This window comes from Viridibacillus sp. d25.2 (assembly GCF_055456015.2).
Genome location: NZ_CM196652.1, coordinates 2,916,681 through 2,936,485, shown reverse-complemented (window position 1 = coordinate 2,936,485; position 19,805 = coordinate 2,916,681). Strand labels below are relative to the sequence as shown.

The 19,805-nt window shown below is 33.1% G+C and carries 19 protein-coding genes and 4 pseudogenes; 20 read left to right on the top strand and 3 right to left on the bottom strand.

Translation table 11 applies throughout. The annotated features are described in order from the left end of the window. Positions 1–99: 99 nt before the first annotated feature. The 9 genes from ACZLO7_RS14485 to ACZLO7_RS14445 all read left to right on the top strand — a co-directional run bounded on the left by ACZLO7_RS14485 (position 100) and on the right by ACZLO7_RS14445 (position 6,396). Positions 100–666: a helix-turn-helix domain-containing protein gene (locus tag ACZLO7_RS14485; protein WP_464939133.1), complete on the top strand. Its 567-nt coding sequence runs from the start codon at positions 100–102 to the stop codon at positions 664–666. 106 nt (positions 667–772) lie between these two features. Beyond that, on the top strand, positions 773–1,465 hold the full coding sequence (locus ACZLO7_RS14480) for a DUF4163 domain-containing protein (protein ID WP_464939134.1): 693 nt from the start codon (positions 773–775) through the stop codon (positions 1,463–1,465). A gap of 472 nt (positions 1,466–1,937) precedes the next feature. After that, a complete protein-coding gene (locus tag ACZLO7_RS14475; RefSeq protein WP_464939135.1) occupies positions 1,938–2,336 on the top strand; it encodes a hypothetical protein in 399 nt (132 codons plus the stop codon). Positions 2,337–2,553: 217 nt separating this feature from the next. Then, positions 2,554–2,775, top strand: coding sequence for a sigma-70 family RNA polymerase sigma factor (locus tag ACZLO7_RS14470; protein ID WP_464939136.1), 222 nt, complete (start codon positions 2,554–2,556; stop codon positions 2,773–2,775). Positions 2,776–2,815: 40 nt separating this feature from the next. Next, the gene (locus tag ACZLO7_RS14465) at positions 2,816–3,391 is read left to right on the top strand and encodes a DUF6434 domain-containing protein (RefSeq protein ID WP_464939137.1); all 576 of its coding nucleotides are present in this window, start codon (positions 2,816–2,818) and stop codon (positions 3,389–3,391) included. 161 nt (positions 3,392–3,552) lie between these two features. Beyond that, the gene (locus tag ACZLO7_RS14460) at positions 3,553–4,047 is read left to right on the top strand and encodes a S4 domain-containing protein (RefSeq protein ID WP_464939138.1); all 495 of its coding nucleotides are present in this window, start codon (positions 3,553–3,555) and stop codon (positions 4,045–4,047) included. A gap of 180 nt (positions 4,048–4,227) precedes the next feature. Beyond that, a complete protein-coding gene (locus ACZLO7_RS14455; protein ID WP_464939139.1) occupies positions 4,228–4,473 on the top strand; it encodes a HEAT repeat domain-containing protein in 246 nt (81 codons plus the stop codon). A gap of 404 nt (positions 4,474–4,877) precedes the next feature. Next, the gene (locus ACZLO7_RS14450) at positions 4,878–5,351 is read left to right on the top strand and encodes a hypothetical protein (RefSeq protein ID WP_464939140.1); all 474 of its coding nucleotides are present in this window, start codon (positions 4,878–4,880) and stop codon (positions 5,349–5,351) included. Positions 5,352–5,871: 520 nt separating this feature from the next. Further along, a complete protein-coding gene (locus ACZLO7_RS14445) occupies positions 5,872–6,396 on the top strand; it encodes a tubby C-terminal domain-like protein (protein WP_464939141.1) in 525 nt (174 codons plus the stop codon). Between the two features lie 591 nt (positions 6,397–6,987). Here ACZLO7_RS14445 and ACZLO7_RS14440 read toward each other — a convergent pair. Next, positions 6,988–7,485 carry a TetR/AcrR family transcriptional regulator gene (locus ACZLO7_RS14440; protein WP_464939142.1) on the bottom strand — a complete coding sequence of 166 codons (498 nt, stop codon included), beginning with the start codon at positions 7,483–7,485 and terminating at the stop codon, positions 6,988–6,990. A 138-nt stretch (positions 7,486–7,623) separates the two neighbouring features. On the opposite strand from ACZLO7_RS14440, the gene ACZLO7_RS14435 reads away from it, so the two are divergent. Next, entirely contained in the window at positions 7,624–7,755 is a 132-nt protein-coding gene (locus tag ACZLO7_RS14435; RefSeq protein ID WP_464939177.1) for a hypothetical protein, read from the top strand. Here ACZLO7_RS14435 and ACZLO7_RS14430 read toward each other — a convergent pair. Continuing rightward, positions 7,706–7,829, bottom strand: a pseudogene (locus tag ACZLO7_RS14430) (YhgE/Pip domain-containing protein); the annotation flags it as partial. The gene ACZLO7_RS14435 and the pseudogene ACZLO7_RS14430 overlap by 50 nt on opposite strands. Here ACZLO7_RS14430 and ACZLO7_RS14425 point away from each other — a divergent pair. The 6 genes and pseudogenes from ACZLO7_RS14425 to ACZLO7_RS14400 all read left to right on the top strand — a co-directional run. Beyond that, positions 7,808–8,673 (top strand): annotated as a pseudogene (locus tag ACZLO7_RS14425) (ABC-2 transporter permease); the annotation flags it as partial. The pseudogenes ACZLO7_RS14430 and ACZLO7_RS14425 overlap by 22 nt on opposite strands. A gap of 220 nt (positions 8,674–8,893) precedes the next feature. Beyond that, the gene (locus ACZLO7_RS14420; RefSeq protein WP_464939143.1) at positions 8,894–9,379 is read left to right on the top strand and encodes a DUF2975 domain-containing protein; all 486 of its coding nucleotides are present in this window, start codon (positions 8,894–8,896) and stop codon (positions 9,377–9,379) included. A 10-nt stretch (positions 9,380–9,389) separates the two neighbouring features. After that, the gene (locus ACZLO7_RS14415; protein ID WP_464939144.1) at positions 9,390–9,608 is read left to right on the top strand and encodes a helix-turn-helix domain-containing protein; all 219 of its coding nucleotides are present in this window, start codon (positions 9,390–9,392) and stop codon (positions 9,606–9,608) included. A gap of 456 nt (positions 9,609–10,064) precedes the next feature. Further along, a complete protein-coding gene (locus tag ACZLO7_RS14410) occupies positions 10,065–10,613 on the top strand; it encodes a MarR family winged helix-turn-helix transcriptional regulator (RefSeq protein ID WP_464939145.1) in 549 nt (182 codons plus the stop codon). A 93-nt stretch (positions 10,614–10,706) separates the two neighbouring features. Further along, entirely contained in the window at positions 10,707–11,900 is a 1,194-nt protein-coding gene (locus ACZLO7_RS14405) for an MFS transporter (RefSeq protein ID WP_464939146.1), read from the top strand. Positions 11,901–12,111: 211 nt separating this feature from the next. After that, complete coding sequence (locus ACZLO7_RS14400; protein ID WP_464939148.1) at positions 12,112–12,291, top strand: hypothetical protein; 180 nt, start codon at positions 12,112–12,114, stop codon at positions 12,289–12,291. Between the two features lie 147 nt (positions 12,292–12,438). Here the strand turns inward: ACZLO7_RS14400 and ACZLO7_RS14395 are convergent. Further along, positions 12,439–12,720: pseudogene (locus ACZLO7_RS14395) on the bottom strand (IS110 family transposase); the annotation flags it as partial. A gap of 729 nt (positions 12,721–13,449) precedes the next feature. Here ACZLO7_RS14395 and ACZLO7_RS14390 point away from each other — a divergent pair. The 4 genes and pseudogenes from ACZLO7_RS14390 to ACZLO7_RS14375 all read left to right on the top strand — a co-directional run bounded on the left by ACZLO7_RS14390 (position 13,450) and on the right by ACZLO7_RS14375 (position 19,796). Continuing rightward, positions 13,450–13,581: a hypothetical protein gene (locus ACZLO7_RS14390; protein ID WP_464939149.1), complete on the top strand. Its 132-nt coding sequence runs from the start codon at positions 13,450–13,452 to the stop codon at positions 13,579–13,581. A gap of 1,188 nt (positions 13,582–14,769) precedes the next feature. Continuing rightward, positions 14,770–16,668, top strand: a complete 1,899-nt coding sequence (locus tag ACZLO7_RS14385; RefSeq protein WP_464939151.1) for an MFS transporter — start codon at positions 14,770–14,772, stop codon at positions 16,666–16,668. A gap of 987 nt (positions 16,669–17,655) precedes the next feature. Further along, positions 17,656–17,892, top strand: a pseudogene (locus ACZLO7_RS14380) (IS3 family transposase); the annotation flags it as partial. Between the two features lie 1,103 nt (positions 17,893–18,995). After that, complete coding sequence (locus ACZLO7_RS14375) at positions 18,996–19,796, top strand: ParB N-terminal domain-containing protein (protein ID WP_464939153.1); 801 nt, start codon at positions 18,996–18,998, stop codon at positions 19,794–19,796. Positions 19,797–19,805 lie beyond the last annotated feature (9 nt).

Here is a 19,805-nt window from a genome sequence, read left to right as displayed (position 1 = left end):
AATTGGTTTGTATATATTATAATTGTCTCGAGAAGATATGTTATAATTTATTAATAATTATAAAAAGTTAAGTATATATAAATTAAGGAGTGAAAAAATATGAGTTCAAATAAGGATGAAACACAGCAATTAATTCAATTTGTTGGAACGAAACTTCGTGAACTAAGAAAGGACCAAAAATTAAGTTTAGAGGATTTGGCTACAAAAACAGGAGTAAGTAAATTAACACTAGGAAACATTGAACGTGGTGAAACAAATCCAACATTAGGTATGATTTGGAAAGTTGCGAATGGTCTTTCAGTACCTTTAATGGCACTTTTGAAACCGGAGAATAATATCAATATTTTACGTGCGGGACAAGGTCCAAAATTATTTGGAAGTGGCCAGGAGTGGATTATTGAGCCTTTATTTAATGACGTTAGAGGAAGTACGGAAATGTATCGAGCTTACTTACAGCCTCGTTGTAAATATGAACCAGAAGACCATCATCCAGGTGCTATAGAAATTGCTACAGTTATGTCGGGAGAAGTTGAAATAACGATTGGGGAATCATCTTATACGCTAAATAAGTTTGATACGATACAATTTGTTGCGAGTGAAAAACATTCCTACAAAAATTTAAGTGATGAACAGGCAGTTCTACATTTAGCGATAAATTATAAATGATCAAGTGCACATAACTGTATAAATAGTTTTGATTTTATGAAATCATCGAAAAAGTAAACTAGGGTATACTGAAAGAACATTAAAAGTGAGGGGCGTGGCGTAGCGTATGAAAAGATTACTTACCATAATGTGTGGTTTGCTTATGGCGATGTTATTAATATTTTCTTTTAGTCCTTTATCAATGCATGCTGAAACGAATAAGGCAGTGTCGGTCAAAACCCACAAATATATGTTTAATAGCAATATAAAATATCCACAAATCAGTGGCATGAAAAATAAACATAGACAAGAAAAAATCAATGCTAACTTCAAAAAATTAGCGAAGCAAGAATATAAAGAACGAAAGAAAATACTAAAGAGATACGATAAAGACCGAAAAGAACTCGGTTTATCAAAATTAGAATATACATCATATGAATACAAAACCTTTTTTACAGTTAAATACAATCAAAATAACAAAGTTAGTATTGTGAAAACAAAGTATTACTATACTGGCGGTGCACACGGTGAGTATTACAGTGAAAGCTATAACTATAATACAAACTCAGGTAAAGAAGTTACACTGAAACAAAATTTCAAAACAACCACTGCCTATAATAAAGCAGCCACTTGTACAATCAAAAAAATACTTGCCGATAAAGAGAAATATCCTTTAGCTGATAAATATATGAATTTAAGTATGACACCTTATTACTGGACTAATGCTCAGTCAGGGATCAACCTCATTTTCCAAATATACGAAATTGCTCCTTATTCGTCTGGACAAATTGAATTGCCGATGGCAAAAACATGTAGATAAGTTACCAGATGGCTACTATGATACTTGATTTAAAATAAGGCTTTGTTAGAACTCAATGTTGATATATTATTTTATGAACATATATTCCGTTGTGAATGTAAGAGTATATGTTCGGAGTTTAGGTAATGAAATTGGTAGAGATTATTAATGCAGTTAAAAGTTTAAATTCTACCAACCAACAGAGTTTAAGGGGATTTTTCATTGTGAATTAAAACCAGAGCTGATTTTTAATGAAATTTTGACCATAAAATGTTGAGAGCTATTTGTCTGTCTCCAATAAACTGAAACAAATAAAACCTTAAGATTGGTACGATTTGTAGGTTAAATTTATTTAATAGAATCATGTGTTAGAATAGTTAAATAGAAATCGTTATATTATTAATGGTTAATCTTTATATATAATAGAAAATATTACTATTTGTAATGTGGTACGTCTGATAAACAAAGAATATATATTTTTGGAGATGGTCTTTTGAAAAAGTCTTTATTCCATATCTTAATGTTAAGTTTATTTATACTATCTGCTTGTACTAGTCCTAAAACACAATCTTTAGAAGTATTTTATAAGGATGCAAAAATTGAAAATGTAGATAAAGTCATTATTCAAGATGGTTCAACTGGTGCTTCAAAAGCGATTTCTGAGCAAGAGCAAATTGATGAATTTCTATCTCTGATTAAAGATATAGAGTTTTCTCCTCAAGATAATCAAGAAAAACTTAAAGGATGGCAATATGGCATTACTCTTTTTGATGGCGAAAAAGAATTTAAATTCACATTAAGTGAAATTGGTGATACCTATTACGATTCAAACCCAGATATTTATCCAATTGTAGATAACTACTACAAACAGTTGGAAACTGTAGATAAATAGAATATGAAATTTTTAAAAGTAAACAGCGTGATTCTAGGTGACTTAGATTCAATGCTGTTTTAAATTTCACCTGTTTAACAGAGCCTAAAACAAAAAGCAATGAAATTACTTTGAATGACCGAGTAGAAGATCTCTTATCTATTCGGTTTTATTTTTTGGTTTTTTTTGTAACATAATGAGATTTTAGAAGTTATATAAGTGAAAGGGGTGAAAAGATATGAAATTTGAGGAAATCTATCACGTATATTTTCAAGATGTATATTTATATATCAGGTCATTAACGCATAACGAAAGTATCGCTGAAGAAATTACTCAAGGAGATCTACAATGTCAAGGGATTTTACAACATATGCTGTTATTGAAAAAGAAAAATGTTTATAGAGGGAGTTTAGTACAAGAAGAGTTAAATAAAATATTAGCAAGGACATTCGGGAACTAGTGTTCTATAATGGAGTTTAAATACAAAAGAGGTGAATGAAATGCGGCCCGTATTATCAAAGGATTTGAATGAAAAAGATTTCAGGGATTTTTACTGGTTAAAAGAAGAACTACAGGTTTTTTGTAGAGAAAATGGGTTAAGTACTTCAGGTTCAAAAGTTGAAATCACAGATAGAATTGCTTTCTTTCTTCAAACAGGAAAAATCGTTAAACCATCGAGAAAACAAAATTCTTACCAAAAGTCTGCCAAATCAAAGGAATTGAGCCTAAATACAATTATTACAGAAGAGCATCGTTGTAGTCAGGCAGTAAGGGCATTCTTTAAATCACAAATTCCTAAATTTCATTTTTCCACACATATTCAAAACTATTTTAAAGAAAATGTAGGAAAGACATATCAAGAAGTAATTGCTGCCTGGTATGAAGAAGAGGATCGTAAGAAAGACCCTTCATACATCACAACAATTAGTTCTCAATTTGAATATAATCAATTTACGCGAGATTACTTTACTGATCCTGAAAACAAAGGGAAAAAGCGAGAAGATGCTATTGCTGCTTGGAAAGAGATAAAGAAGTTACCAGGAGAAAATAAGTACATATCGAAAAGTAATTCTTGACCCCTTCTTCTTCTATAACTAATGGGGCAGAATAGTGTGAGAAGAAAGGAGGTCCTTGTAGGGGATCTCCTTTTTAATTTTTTCAATTTAATTTTATACTTCGCTGCAAAATATCCAAATAGATCCTTGCATACCATTATCTATTAAGAGGTGAAGGATTAATGCTGAATATAACATTCCACTGGGAACTTTCTCAAATCCCAGAACGAGCCGTAAAGAAGCATTGCAAAATGTGTGGCAAATTATCGGTTTTTACGGACACTAATGTGCGAAGGCATAACGCAAACGGAAAAAGCATATACAAATATGCGATTTATAAATGCGGAAAAAATCATACGTGGAACAAAAAGTTAGCTATTTATAAAACGTTCTCAGAGCATGTTGCTAAAATTGAGGAGCAGGAAGAAGAATCTTCAATTATGTCAGCCATTCCAATAACCAGCTTAAAAGAACAAGGAGTAAAGATGATACACATTGTACTAGATGAAGTGATAGGAAAACATCGAATTGATAAAGTGCTTGCAAACCAAATCGAGGATTGGAGTCGATCACAGATTATAGAAAAGATTGAAAAAGGAACGATTCAATTAAATGACCAAGTCATTAAACCTAGTTCAAGATTGTCAGAGGGAGAACGTATTTCCATTTTTATTTGATGAAAAACATTTAGCAACCGAACTAAACTTCGGAAATTATTAACTACACTCAGGTTTTTTCTTATTGAACTAACGGAGTGCTTTAGTAGAAAATCTTTGAGCTACTCAAACGGCTCTTTTTTCGTCTTTAACTAAAGCAGCAGGTTAGTTTAAAAAATTGCAAAAGGCTGTTCAACCATATTGAAATTTATTAAAGATGAGCGTTGGCTTGTCAGGCAGGGGGCTATCAGAGCATTAAGGGGATGTAAGAGTTCTATTGCAGAGGAAGCACTCATTAAAATTATATCTGAGACAACAGATGAGTACGACTTAACCTATGCAAATTCTGTATTATTTGAGATTGGTACATATAAAGCTATTCCTCACCTTTTAAATTTACTTGATCATCTAAAATGCGATGTTAAATGTTCGTATTTATCGACATAGGGATGCTTCCTTACTTCCGACTTTTTTAGAGGATTTACAAGACCGGTCTGGTGCAGTTAAAGGATATGCCATATTAGGTTTCAGTAGCCATGGATAGAAAACTGCCATTAAACCTGTTATAGAGCGTATAAAGAATATGTTAAAAAGAAAAGGAAATGTCGTAAGTGATGACATAATTTCAGCAATAGGATTTCTTATTCGATTTGAAGAAGGTAATGAGGAAATTCATAAGTTACTTAATTGGATAAAAACAAAAAAATGGGACTTCAGGAAAATCTAGTCTAGTAAGAAAATTTCCTAGTAGTTCATATATAGTATGACAACAATCCATGGTATAGTAACTGTGGATTGTTGTAATTTATTTAGTATAAGCAAACGCTAATTAGGGTAAAGGGGAATTATTTATGGCTTTATTAAAAGATTATTTTAGTCAATCAAGTTGTGAAGTTGAAATAAATTTAAAATTAGTAAATGATGCGAGTGTAAAATTCCACATTCATTTCCGCTCTGGTCCTGCTTTTCCAGAGGTGCATACAGAAATCGCTTGCTTAAAGAGAGATTTCTTAAAGTTATTAGATGATTTAAAACAAATCGATATTGTGTATCTAAGTATGCTAGAGCCTCATGATCCAGGCTTGTGTATTTATCATATTCCTCTATTTGGTAATTATTATTATCCTGGACATGGTTTTCTTCAAGTGCCCGAACATGAAAGAGATGAATGGGAACCTTATTATAGATTAATTTTTGTGTTAGATGCAGGGGAGAAGAATAATCATAGTGCATCAGAAGGTGGTCCTGCACTATGTCTAAAAGTAAAAATGGAACAAATTAACGAATTTGTAGACAGTTTAGAATCAGAGTTAAATAGTTTTTGAGTTTATAAAGAAATCATTGGTGTAGTATAACTAAGTACAACATAGAACGTTAATCAAGCCCTAAGAATTACTATTAAGTCACCAAAACAAATAACCAGGCGCTCATTTTAAAAGTGAGTACCTGGTCTTTTTTGTTTATTCATCATATGGTCTGAATTTTTTTCGAAGTGATTCTAGTTCATTTTTTTCTCTAGTTGTTTTCCAACTTCTTCTCGTTGTCGAGCCACTTAGAATGAAGTTGTAATGCAACGAACGCTAGGGCTATTATTGTTCCTTTGCAATGCTCCACCTCTTTAGATGGTTATCTAAAGGAGTGTTTTTATAGTGAAAAGGAAAAGAACATCTGAATTGAAAGATAGAAGATAGATTAAGGAACTGTTGAGTTGCAATAAGTTATTACGTTGAAGGGCCAGATTGTGAAGTAGCGATATCACGAAATTGGATGTTTATTGGAGAATTACACAAAAATTTTATATAATTATATGAAAATACCATAAAAACATTAATGAGGGATATTCAAATGCAGAAGTACACCTATTCACCTCCTAAAATCAAAGATTCCACTAAATTGGTTGATGTAATCGACCAACAAGGAAATGTTGTATGTAGGTTTAAAAGAAATTACAAAAATATATTAACAAGAATGGCAACCTATGTGTGGAATATTGATTGGAACGTCCAAATCGACGTTTATTCCAACGATAGAGATATAGTTTATCAGTGCATAAAGAATACCAAATCGTTGGGAAGTCCTACGTATAAAGTTATTAACTGTCTTACGAGTGAAGAATATGAAGTAAGTTATATTTCATGGCAAAAAGTTGTCCCTGAATTTCGTATTATAAATAGCTTGAATGAATACATAGTTAAGAAGGAAATCATGGATTGGGTGAAGGTTTACTATAAAGGGAAAGAAGTAGCAAGATGGAAAATGAAAACAACTGAATTGTTTAAGACATATTTAGAAATTCAAGAAGATTGCCCAATCCAAGAACCGGAGTTTTTTGTCTGTTTATTTCAAAATATTTTCTTTGTCGGAGATTAGAAAATTATGGTTTCAATAGTAACAATGATTTGGTTTAAAGAACTGCTGAGTGATATCAAAGTTGTTCCGTTAAAGGAAGCGAACGGGGTGCTTTAGTGGAAGTTCAAAGTTCTCTGAGCGGTTCAGATAGCTCTTTTTTCCAACTATCGGAGCAGGGTAGCCGAAGAATAGAAAATTAGAGAAGGTGTTCAGAATAGAATACAGTTATGAGGAATTTCTTGAAGATTTAAGTATGGGAAGGGAGATTCATTTTATTTATAAAGATGAAACATTCTATATCGGTTTGTGGAACGGGTCAATTCATGTTTTGGAAATTCAATGATTCTTCCAGCGAAATCATAAGAGAAGATGTTGAAGGTTTACTTCGAAAAGTTAAGCTTGATGGGAAACTACTTAAGGAAAATTGGGCTTTAATTAAAATTGATACTATTTACTAGTCGAAATGGATAATTAGTTGTTGAACTCACGGGGTGCATTACTGCAAGAAGTAGTAAGGCCTTTTTTCTTATTGAATTAAAGAAGAGGTTTAGTTAACAAGTATATAAATATAAAAGAGACAGTACTTGTTTTTTTACTGTCCCGAGTATTAAATTACTTTTTTAAACCAGCGGCAAAGAATGGCCCGTTCAAAGTAATTGTGGATAGTATTCGAGCCATTTCTTGAGGTGTTTCTTTCCGGCCACTATTCATCCATTGTTCCTTTAATCTTGTTTGAAATGATAAATCTCCTTTTGGGCCTAATACAGCTTTCATAAATCCATTATTTTCATTTAAATACTCAAATAATAAAACTGTTAGTTGAAATGGTTTTAAATTTGGTGAATCAGTTTCGAGTGAAGCAATAACTGCTGGGTAGTTTTGTTTTGCAATTCTGGATATTTCAAGCATAATTTCTTCTTCGCATTTCGTCATTAAGTCATATTTGTCTTGATAATGTGAATAAAATGTACCCCTATTAATTTTGGCTCTCGTTGTAATGTCTTTTACTGTAATTGCTTCAAAACCTTTTTCTTCGATTAATTCTACTAGTGCTTCTCGGATTGATTCTTTTGTCCGAATGATCCGCAGGTCCGTATTATTATTTCGCACGTTTCTTCCTCCTTAATTTTATCCAACACATTTATAAAAGCTGTTCCTTAACCAACATATTTGCCATTTTTGATTATTGAACATAAGTGGATTGGAGACTAAGATATTAACTATAATAAAATTCAGGGAGGCTATAGTATGTTGAAAAGCAAACTATTACTAGTTTCACCCATTATTGCATTGGCAGTTATTTTTATTTTTTCACTAACATTATTTCCAACGGTTGCTTGCTTTACGCTAAAATCTTTTGGAATCACTAATGCAGCGTAATATTTTTGATCATCTAAACCCTTTTCTACTGCCTCACTACTTTTTACTTCTATCCACTTTACAACTGGGTCTTCAGCTTTTGAAGATTCTGAAGTTTTAGTACAAATATTTATCAATCAGGGAATGAATACGGCTGCTTCAACGATGGCAGGACAGATTTTAAATGGAGTAGTGGACAATATGAATAATACTGTCCGAGAGCAATTGTTTAATGGATTTGAAAAGCAAGGAGCACTTTTAACGGTAGAACAGGCTACAAACCTTACTGTTCCAATCGAGAAGAAAGTGACAAATGTGAATGCAGTTGGTAGTAATAGTGCAAACGGAAATGCGCCTGTTTCCTTATTCCAGCCACTATGGATTGCAAGTTTAGCTAGTGCAGCAATTCTCTTTATTGCAGTTAGCAAATTGCCAATCAGCACTCGAAAAGAAAAGCTTATGTCAAAGGCTGGACAAATTTTTATGGGTGTTATTGTATCACTAGTAATTGGATTTGGCTTTACATGGCTAGCAGAGGGAATGGTAGGACTAAATATACCAGATTATATTGATACAGCATTATTTTTAACAATTTCTTCATTCAGCTTTATCTTAATGATTTTAGCTGTACTTTCATTAGTTGGGATTAAGGGGATTGGAATCTTTGCCTTACTACTATTCTTCGGAGGGCCGTTACTAGCATTAGCACCTGAAATGATGTCTTCATTCTATAGAGATTGGATTTACTCATGGTTGCCAATGCGATTTATGATAGAAGGTCTTCGAAACTTATTTTTCTTTGGTGAAGGGTTAACCTGGAACACTCCACTTTCTGTACTTGTTTGGATTGGATTGATTAGCATGATTGTCATACTTGCCTCTGCTTTAAAGCGTAATAAAGTTAAGGAAGAAATAATTTTGGATTCCGATATAGCTTAATTGTAATGGCCTTTATACAAAGTTAAAAAAGTTTATCCTAACGAGTCGTTTCTCTCATAGAAAACGACTCGTTTTTTAATAAGTGGAAAAATGTATTTAAACTAAACGGGGTGCTGTGAAAGAGGTGGACAAACTTGAGTGCCGCATTCAGCTTTTTGGAAGGCGAATATAATAACGGCTTTATTATTTTTAGTCATACATTATCCAATTTGGATATACAATGAATGTTAAACGGGGTTCAACAACTTTCTTAAAGGTAATTATTTTTCTGGCTGGAATTGCAGTTCTTGCTTTATGTATATTTTTAGTACCCCATGTGGCGAATTTCGCATCAAAATTGTATCCAAATATTTCCCTGATGAAATATCTCATTTTCATCGTGATGTATGGATCGGCTGTGCCTTTTTACTTTGCTCTCTATCAGGCTTTTAATCTTTTACGGTACATTGACGAGAACGCAGAGTTCTCGGAATTATCAGTAAATGCGTTAAAGAACATAAAGTGCTGTGCGATTATAATCAGTGGTTTGTATGTATTAGGTTTGCCGATCTTCCATTTTATAGCAAAGGAAGTTGACCCTCCTATTGGAATAATGGGACTCATCATCATTATTGCTTCGTTGATTATCGCCGTTTTTGCTGCCATCCTCAAACGGCTTCTACAAGAAGTGATTAATATAAAATCAGAAAATGATTTGACGGTCTGAGGTGGATGGTATGGCAATTATTATTAATATTGATGTGATGTTAGCAAAACGAAAAATGAGCGTAACGGAGCTTTCAGAAAGGGTTGGAATTACTATGGCGAATCTTTCTATTCTGAAAAATGGGAAAGCAAAAGCGGTTCGATTTTCAACATTAGAAGCGATATGTAAGACTTTGGAATGTCAGCCAGGTGATATTTTGGAGTACAAAGGTGACGAAGACACTCAATAAAAACAGACAACAAATTTATTTAACCTCTTTGTGTGAAGGGGATGGACTTGGATTCCTTGCCCAACCATTCGTAATCCAGGTAAAATGTGCAAACAGAGATATCAGGTACGATGTAGTAAGACAAGAACAAGTAGATTTGGAGTATATGCAGATTTAACATATCCTGCTAGTGTAGAAGAATTTACAAGTAAAGAAATTGAACGTTGCCATCTACTTGCTTCAACTGCTGCTGGAAATGTTATTTATGGGGCTGCTACAGCTATACTTTTGGGGTCAATCCCATTTTCCCTTCTTTCTTTTTTTATTGCAAAATTATTGATATTTAATATATTCCACTTCAAATCTAACTTTTGATGAACCTCGACTGGCACAACTTTAGGACCAGTTCCTTCGGTAATAATACTTCTTGCAATAATTTAGATTTATAGTTAGATAATCTAATTTAAAGGTGATTAAATGACAAAATTCAAAAAAATGTTCACTAATGAAGATGATTTACCAGTATTAGGCGTAGAGCCGTATATTGAGCTGATTCAAACGTCTTCTTTGGGTAATACGAATCAAGAAGATGCAAAATTAGGATTAATGTTGTTGTGGTTAAGTGACTACGTTTTAGATGTAATGGATATTGAGCTGGCCCCTTTCGGAATTACAGAAAGTAAATTAGACTTACTATTATTACTTACACTACATGGTGAAAGACGAGCGACTCCTTCTGCTATAGCTGAACGATTAGGGATTACGAGGGCATCGGCAACTTCAATGATAGATTGGTTAGAAAAGAGAAATCTTGTCGTGCGGAATCATAGTAAAGAAGATCGTAGGAAAATTTATGTGAGTTTAACAGATGAAGGTCGTACTTTTGTTGCTGAAATTTTGCCAAGTTATTGGTCGTCTTGTGCTTCTAACATGATTGGTTTGGAACCCGATGAACGAAAAGTCTTTGAGAAGCTGGTTAATAAATTATTAAAATCTATACAAAGAAGACTTGAGGTTGAACGTTAAACTGTAGCTTCGTTGATGCAGTTTAATTTTTTTAATCATTTAATTAGATTGTCTAACTATAAGTTAATCAAATTAAAAAGGGTGATTTATTTTATGAACAAAGAAATTACAGGAAACCAAGCAAATTATTCTCTGATGACAATTATTTTATCTTGGTCAGGGATGGTAGTTATGTCTAGTTTATATTTAACAATACCTCTTATTAGTCTTTTCAGTGATTATTTTCATATTTCATTGTCCAAAGCAGGCACCACTTCAAGTATTTTTTCGCTTGGATTTGCTACAGGGTGTTTTTTCTATGGAGCTATATCAGAAAAATATGGACGAAAAAATGTGATTGTTATGGGACTTTTTTCATTAAGTATTATAACGTTGCTACTAGGAATGGTTAATGATTTTTCTTTAATTCTACTACTAAGAGGGTTACAGGGACTTGCGGCCGCTACATTTTCACCAGTAGCACTTGCGTATACTCTTGAGGTATTTCCAAATGATAAAAAAGTAGGAGCAGTTGGTTTTATAAGCACAGGTTTTCTTGTAGCTGGAATTGTAGGTCAGGTATTTAGCGGATATGTTAGTGAACATACTCATTGGCATGTAATATTTTATGTTCTTTCTATAGTGTATATTTTTACTGCCTTCCTAGTATCGTGGTTATTGCCAAAAGGAGTGGCTCTTAACCAAACCAAAAATATATGGGAGCCCATGAAAAAGATCGGTACAATTTTTAGCAATGGAAATTTAATATTTAGTTATATGATTGCATTCGTTCTATTACTTTCTTTTGTCAGTATGTATATTATTTTGGGTGAGTATCTTACGAGTGCTTCTTTTGGAATGAGTAGTCAGAAACTAATTTACATTCGATCTTTTGGTATTTTAGGAATGATAATGGCACCTTTTGCAGGAAAATTAGCAAAACGATTCAATGTGTTGTTTGTACTTAAAGTTGCCTTGACTCTTTCGATTATCGCACTAATCATGATGAGCGTTATTTCAAACATAATTGGTTTAACCATAATTAGCATCATATTTGTTAGTGGCATTGCTCTTGCTGTCCCTTCATTAGTGACACTTGTTGGTCAATTAGCGAAAATGGGTGGCATTGCAGTCTCTATGTATACGGTTATGTTATTTGCTGGAACAAGTGTTGCGCCAATTATATCTGTTTACTTTATGAAAACTGGTAGCTTTACAGTAGCGTTCATTCTTCTTGCTACAACACTTAGTATCGGATTAGTTTCTGCAATATTGATAAAAATGCAAACTAAGAAAATTCTAAATTGATTATTGATGGACTATTGTAGATTTGAAATAAAGTTGCACCGATTATAAAAAAGTTAAACCGTTTTCCCCCTAACCGGGCAGTTTAGTTGAATAAACTCAGGTTCTTTTGTATTTTAATTTCAAATAAAGGGAATTAATGTTAATATTAAAATGAAGTATCAATAATCTGAATAGTAATAGTACAACTGCTATTAAGGTGGAGGTATAACTTATGAAATATATTAAAGGCTTATATGTATCACTCGCACTAATGATGTTAGTTATTTTGGTTAACACAACAATATTTGATGAAGAATATTCAGCGATTGCTATGTTCGTTTGTTTAGGCATATTTATAATAGGAACAGCATTTTTTATAAATACCAAACAATTAAAAAATTATGATGCGTAAAGCGAGTTGCTAAACTAAACCAGCTAATAGAATGTCAAGAAAAACATTGATAACCAAAAAACACTTCATGTTATACTAAAAATGCGCAAGACAAATAACCTCCTCATTCAGTGTGGAAGGTTTTTGTTTTATTTGAAAATGCTGTTATTAAATAGTTTCTTGGAATGGTGCTTTCGTTTTTAAAATTGCATAAATCCAGTGTAAAAGCTTATTAGCACAAGCAATAATGGCTACTTTATACGGCTTTCCTTCCTCACGTTTAAAATCGTAGAAGGCTCGTAATCGTTTGTTTCGGGCAATAGTTTCATCTATTGTTTTCTTTTTACGGCTATCTCGAATGGAACAGCGAACGGCTGTATAAAGCATATGGCGAAGCCTAGCTGAGCCGCGTTTGGTAATGTGATTTTTCGTGCCTTTAAAGCGACCTGATCGGAGAAACGGAATTGAAGGCAGGCATGAAAATTGTTGCATATCATTCCCCGGTGATGACGAAATCGTTACCAGGTATTACGAATGCTAAAATAGTGATCGTAACTTCTGATGGCAAGCATTAGTGCTTAGTGCGTTAAATAATAGCTAGATTATTTACATCACTACCCGCACCAACTCCATTCACCAGTTGAATTTAGAGGAATTTACAGAGCGGTAGCCAATGATGGCCGTCGCTCTTTTTAAGTTGTATTTTTAGAATTATATACGTGCCTGCAAGCTCTGTTTTTGCCAACCATCAATTTTATGGGCCACCAAAAAAGTTCCCTACTAGTAATGAGTGGTAATGAAAGAGATAGCCATACAGAAAATAAATAAAATTCCAGACGTTTTTCAGAAAGAGTGAGTACGATTAACAAAAGAAAGGTGATTGAACTGATTGTCATTACATCCATTATAGTAGTCTATTTTCCAATAGCACTTCTCCTTGCTGGTTAATAAATATAAGAGTGCTTCTCATAGATTGATCCAACTTGTGGAAAGCTTCTTTTTTATACAGGAAAGAATCGAATGTAGGATATATATTCTTTTATAGTTGTTATTTTCTCTTAAAATAAGTTGTTCCAATTGCTATCAACGTCGGTTTTTTTATGCAGCAGGTCTATAAGATGGGATTCTATTTTTAATAAAACAAAACTACTAGTAGTAAAACATCAAGGAGCTAAAACAATGAAGAAAGTACAAAAATTGTTTCCTAGTATGGACGGGAATGACATTCAAAGAGAGGGAATATTGTCCTACTTTAGGACGATTTTAACGAAAATAGATGAATTAAAGGATCCTAACAAACTAACGCTATGAGAAATGCCCACATACACAGAGGATTACTATAATCGTGTCATTCAAAAGGCAGATGTTCCGAAAGCGGATGTGCCGATGGAGGAATTGAATTGCTAGTATTATTGGGAATTTAGTAATGGTGCTCAATGGGAACAATATTTGGGATGTGAAAGCCCAGCAGCGGCTATAGCAGAAATCGAAGTAACTAGTATGCTATCCAAACTTATCGGATACTACGTAAGCATCAGTGCAGGATATACAACTTGGGGAGGACAAGGGGCTGTCTTTAACTCTTTACGTCTTAACAGTGCCTGTTACGCGCTGTCTTCTAATTAAATGATGTACCGCAAAATCTCTATTGCTTCTGTTCAGAGCTATCACACTATAGTCTGTATAAATCTGTAGAAACAACTGGGATTGGAGTAGATTCTTTTGAAATACAAAAAAGAAGCGTCTCGTATAAGCAGCAAACTCAAACAAGTGGATATCCCTATATGCTCTTTTTTGCAATCTCGCCATACACAACAATAGAAGAGGTCCAACGTTATGTTAGATTTCTAAAAGAACACCAAGAATTTTTCTTGAAAACAAGAAGTAGTGAAAATATTCTTATTAAATCCTAAAAAGGTAAAAAATATATCAACAGGTTAGATACCTTAGACTTTAGCGTGGAATGAAACGTTTCGATTGGGGAATTATCAGTTGGCGTGCTTTTGTGGGACACGCTCAGGTAATTCTCTTTTCTTTGATTGCTTCTAATAAGCATAGCATGAATAAATGGAACCTTTTGCTGATTTTCTTTATGTTGATTTTGTAGAACATTATAGCTATGGAAAATGATATTTCTATTACAGTTATGACCATTTAACGCTGACGTGTGTTGATTGGATCTATACTTTATGGCGACTATTCCTGATGAACCCGATTCACTTATTGCGTTGCATATTGTAAAACGCTAATAGATTGTGTTTGTATGGGGATTGGTCTTAGTAGTTCTTTTTCTCCTTTAACAGTTGTAAAAAATAAATGTAAATAAAATTTGAAAGGAGGCGATAACGTCAAACCCTTACCTATCTGTCTTGAATTGGTATTATAGGTAATAATGTTAAATTATTCTTATTTAGTTCTTGAAACTGACAACCCTGTCATTTTATAATAATGACAAGGTTGTCAGTTTTGATATTATTTTCATTAATGGGGGGAATAAGGATGACTAGTGGTTCTGATTCAAAACGTCTGTATAAAAATAAGGATTTTTTGTATTTGATTGCCTCCCAAACCGTTTCGGCTATTGGGAACTGGTTGGATATTTTAGCTGTAATTACTTTGGTTGCTGTAAAGTGGAATACTTCACCAATAGCAGTATCTGGTGTAATGCTAGTATTTGTAGGTCCTATGGTTTTGTTTGGTCCAGTTAGCGGGGTACTAAGTGATCGTTTTGAACGACGCTTAATTATGTTGATTTCCGATCTATTCTGCTTGGTCCTTGTTCTTGGAGTTGCATTTTCAACCCAACTATGGCAAGTATATGTTTTGTTATTTTTAAAAAGTTCGTTTGTAGCATTATTTATCCCTGCGAAAAATGGTAAATTAAAGGAAATTGTAGAAGATGACCAAATTCAAGCTGCAATGGGAATCAGTGGAATGATTGATAATGGGGCAAAAATCATTGGTCCAGTACTTAGCGGTATGTTTGTTGCTACTGCAGGCGTTCAATTGGCATTTTATATCGATGCTCTTACGTTTGCTTTGTCAGCACTCTTTTTACTTGGTGTACCAAAGCGCCATCGAAATGCTGTAGTTGAAGAAAAAGAACAGCAAAAACTGAATATCATTTCTAATTTCCTAGTAGAACTGAAAGAAGGATTCTCTTTCCTAAAAACAATTCCTGTCATTTTAGTTAGTTTAATTATTACCACATTGTTGCTTCTCGTTTTACAAGTCGCCGATACTCAATTCATGGTCCTTTTAAGGGGTATCTTTCAAGATCCTGTAACCGTTGCGGGATATAGTATGGCCGCTAGTGGCGGTGGTATGTTTATAGCATCAGCTATATATACAAAAAAACATATTCGTTCGACACTAGGTTGCATGTTTTTCGGTGCTTTAGGACTTGGAATTTCACTTACAGCGCTTGCTCTTATGTCTCAACTTTCCCCTACATTTCTTTCAATTGCATATCCCATGCTATTTTTTCTAGCTGGTTTTTCTTTTGGATCGGCGATTATACCTTTAAACATAATTGCACAAAAAAATACTCCAGTAGATAAAACTGGTCGTGTCTTCGGAATGATCAACAGTATGACTACACTTGGGACATTGATTGGAATGGTTTCAGGTGGAATTCTCTCCGAATTGTTTGGCGTTGTTACGACATTTATTGTGTCAGGCACATCTTTGATTGCAGTCAGCTTGTTAACGATTATAATTAAATCTCCTTTTGAAAGAAGGTTTGAAATGTCACCTAAAGTATCGAAAGAATACAAAGAAAAACGTAAGCGTGAAATACTGAAGGCTGCAGAAACTGTGTTCTGTCAAAAGGGTTTCGAACCTACAACTATGAAAGACGTTGTTGAAGTATCTGGGATGAGTCGAGGTGGAGTATATCAATATTTTTCTAGTACAGAAGAAATGTTGAAGAGCATCCTGAATGAAAGGGACGAACAGTTTGAAAAGAAAATTCATAATCTTATCCAAAGTAATCAAACTGTTTGGGAAACTATAGAGTCTATTTTAGATGAGTACAGTAAAGATTCAATTAATAAAAATAAAATTAGTGCAGTTACTTTTGAATATTTCGTTACAGGATGGCGTAGCGAAGGAATGGAGCGTATGCCGTATTTACTTACACGTTTCAATCGTGCAAGAGAGAACTATATCAAAATGCTTCAAAAAGGAGTTGATACAGGGGAATTTTACCCAAAACAGCCCCTTAGTACGATTGCCACCTTTATGATAAATGTTACCGATGGTATCTTATTGGAGACAAATCTTGCTGGAAAAAAAGAAGCTGACACAGAGGGACAGATTAAAGCCTTAAAATTATACCTCAAAACGGCGTTGCAAATTGAAACTAATCTCTTAGAAACGGGCGCATTTTCGAATTAGGCTTAGCGTCTTTTATGCATGAAATGGCCAAATTATCAGAACAACACATTTAGAAAAAATCGGAAATTTATATTAAAATGTAGTGGGATTGTGATGATTAAACGAGAGCAAATTATGGAACTATTTTCATTCTCGGATAAATAAGAATAGTCTAATATTAAGAAAAACTTTTGACCTAAACGCAGTCTATAGGGGATGTTATGGACCTGAATACCACAGGTTAGAAATTATCGAAAGACGGTTTAACGATGGGAATAAGAGAGGAGCAGTTTTGTTAGGAAATATAATGCAATTTATTCATCAATGCAATTTAACTGCTGTTAAATGGTGCTTTAAGTGTGAGTATGAAGTAGGAGAATTTGATGGTGTATCATAAATTGAATTTAATAATGATAACTACATGTGAACTTAAAAGAATTCCAATCTAAAATACCACATTATTACCTATACAAGTAAAATGGATGAAATAAGCCCACTCTTCCTTAAAATGTACCCTATAAGATAGACATTAAAAAAAGTCTCTCTTATAGGGTATTTTTATTTATAAGACGAATTGTAATATTAAGTGCAGCACCTAAGACAAAATTAAAGAAGCTCATAACAACACCTTGTAAAATGAAAGTTCCTATACAATACAAACACCGGGGCGCTACTATGAGCTAACATCTTACCGTATCAGAACGTGCGAAAATAAAATGTACAGTTGAAGTAAAAGAAGTTATTCAAGAAAAGTTAAAAGCAACTTTGTCACCAACAAATTGTAGGTCACTTATTTCAAACCATTGTTTCTTCACGTGGTACAAGGGGATGTTTGGCTGGAAAACTGTACACGAATGTTTTAAGGAGCAAGTGCTGAGCTTAATTTGACAAACTTTCATAATGAAAAAACAATTAGATGGAGCAGTATTTATGTCAAAGAAATTATTCACTATTCAAAATCAAAAATAGAAGAATGGGGTTAAACTAGCTGAAGTTGCGTTCATTTAATCGAATCAGGTTTTCCACTATACAAATCCTCAATTCCAAAAACTTGTCAAGAAAATGGTATTAGGTCAGACCATGCCTCGCTGTGGAAACTGTCGGGTTAATGCGCCACGAGAATCTTTCTTTGGTCATTTTTAAGGGAAAATAGATATTAAATCATGTGAAATATTAAAAGTTGTAATAAAGTGTTATATGACCTATTACAATCATTATCGAGGTCAATGGAACTTAAAAAGATGACGCCTGAACAACAGACATCATCCTCAGGTTGCCTAGCTTTTTTGAAACGTCCTTTGTAAAGGGTACACTTTACTTAATGAGTAGGCTTTTATTTAATACAACTATTCTTTTTGTTTGGACTCAGTCACCCAAGAAGGGAATTTTATCGCTATCAAATACAGCTTATGTCACCATAATGAAAGAGTTCTTCTACTTTGGGGTTATCCGTCTAACCTTGCCCAAAAATCTTCTCTTACCTCATCCAGTAAAGAACAACGATTTTCACATAGTCCTCATCCTTATACGGGAAATCAGTATATGCTGCCACTTTTAAATTTTACTATCAATTATTTTGGTTTAAATCTTTCTCATCAGGACACCCAATAATAATACCGAAATGCTTGCTATTAAGCTTGCGCAGATGAAACTAGAAACAGAGCAATATGAGAGGGGCATTCAAGTTTTGCGTGTTCTTTCATGCATGGTGTTCCTTCAAGCAACTTTACTTTATAGGTAAATTATATATCTCCTTGTTTTTATATTTATATTAGATTTTATTGAAGTTTTACAAGTACTTGTTAAAAAATATATTGCGTTTCTCGTTCACTTGGAACTTTAAATTTTTTTATAGCTGAATTTTCTAATGTAGTCAATTTTTTTGAGTTGTATTCTCTATATTTAAATAATATTTTAATTATTATCGAAATTATCTAAAAGTATATTGTATATATAATAATTGAAAATATCTTAATAATTGAAATTAATTTAATTTTTGTGTAAAATAGGGAATAATAGAAAAAAATGGAGATTTATCTGAGTGTAGTTACCTATCTTTAAATCAATTTCTAATATTGGAAAGGGGTTTGTTATCTGATATAAGCTAATTTAAAATTTAGTAACTATTTTTATACTAACTGACAGTTTAAAATCACGTTTCAAAAAATCAGAAAATTTGATTTATTTTAAAAAACTGTGCTTTATCTTTGAGTAAAATTATTTTCTACTACAAGTTGGGAACCATTTACTTTAATAAAAAAATTTTATTGAAAAATCATATAAACGTTTGTTATGAGCTACTGTTACATCTTTTAGTTTACCTATAGTGATGAAAGGGGCAAGTAGAAATGTCTATTAACACAATACCAGAGAATATTTTAAAAACGCTGAAATTCATTCCAGTCGAGGATATCTGCTTTCATGAAAAATACAGTCACCATCATATAGAAAATATACGTTCAACACTCGAAATTGATGGAGTTCTAAAAAATCCACCATTAGCTTTATACATCGAGAATGGAAAATACTTGATTTTAGACGGAGCACATAGAACATCAGCTTTGAAAGAACTAGGTTGTAAAAATATATTAGCTCAAGTTGTATCTACTGAAAATCTTGACTCTTTAAAAGTTGAGACATGGTATCACTTAGTTCCTTTAGGTGATTGGATTCAAAGATTAAAAGAAAGTTTAGAATTAGAATTCGGCAATGAAAGTGAAGATAGACAATCTATTGCTAAATTGTACTTTAGCAAAAATAAGCTAGAGAATATATTTGGGGATAAAGAAGGCATCTCATTTGAAAAAAAGGTAGAACTATGGAACTTAGTTGTAGAGTCATATAGCAAAGATTATAAGGTACAAAGGCTAAAATCCTTAAACAATTTATATTTACAAAACGATAATATGGTAGCTGTAAGCTTTCCTAAAGTTGACATAAATTTCATGAAGACTGTTGGTCTAAAGAACCTTCTTTTACCACCAGGTGTTACTAGATGTATATTGAGTGGGAGAATTCTCAACTTAAATATTCCCTTAGAACTTCTAAAGAAAGCGGAACCTCTCGATAGAGATTGGGATATACTTATTAGCAAATGGTCAAATGGTCTGAGGTTTTATGAAGAGCCTGTTTTTATTCAAGAACTCTAAAGCTTAGTT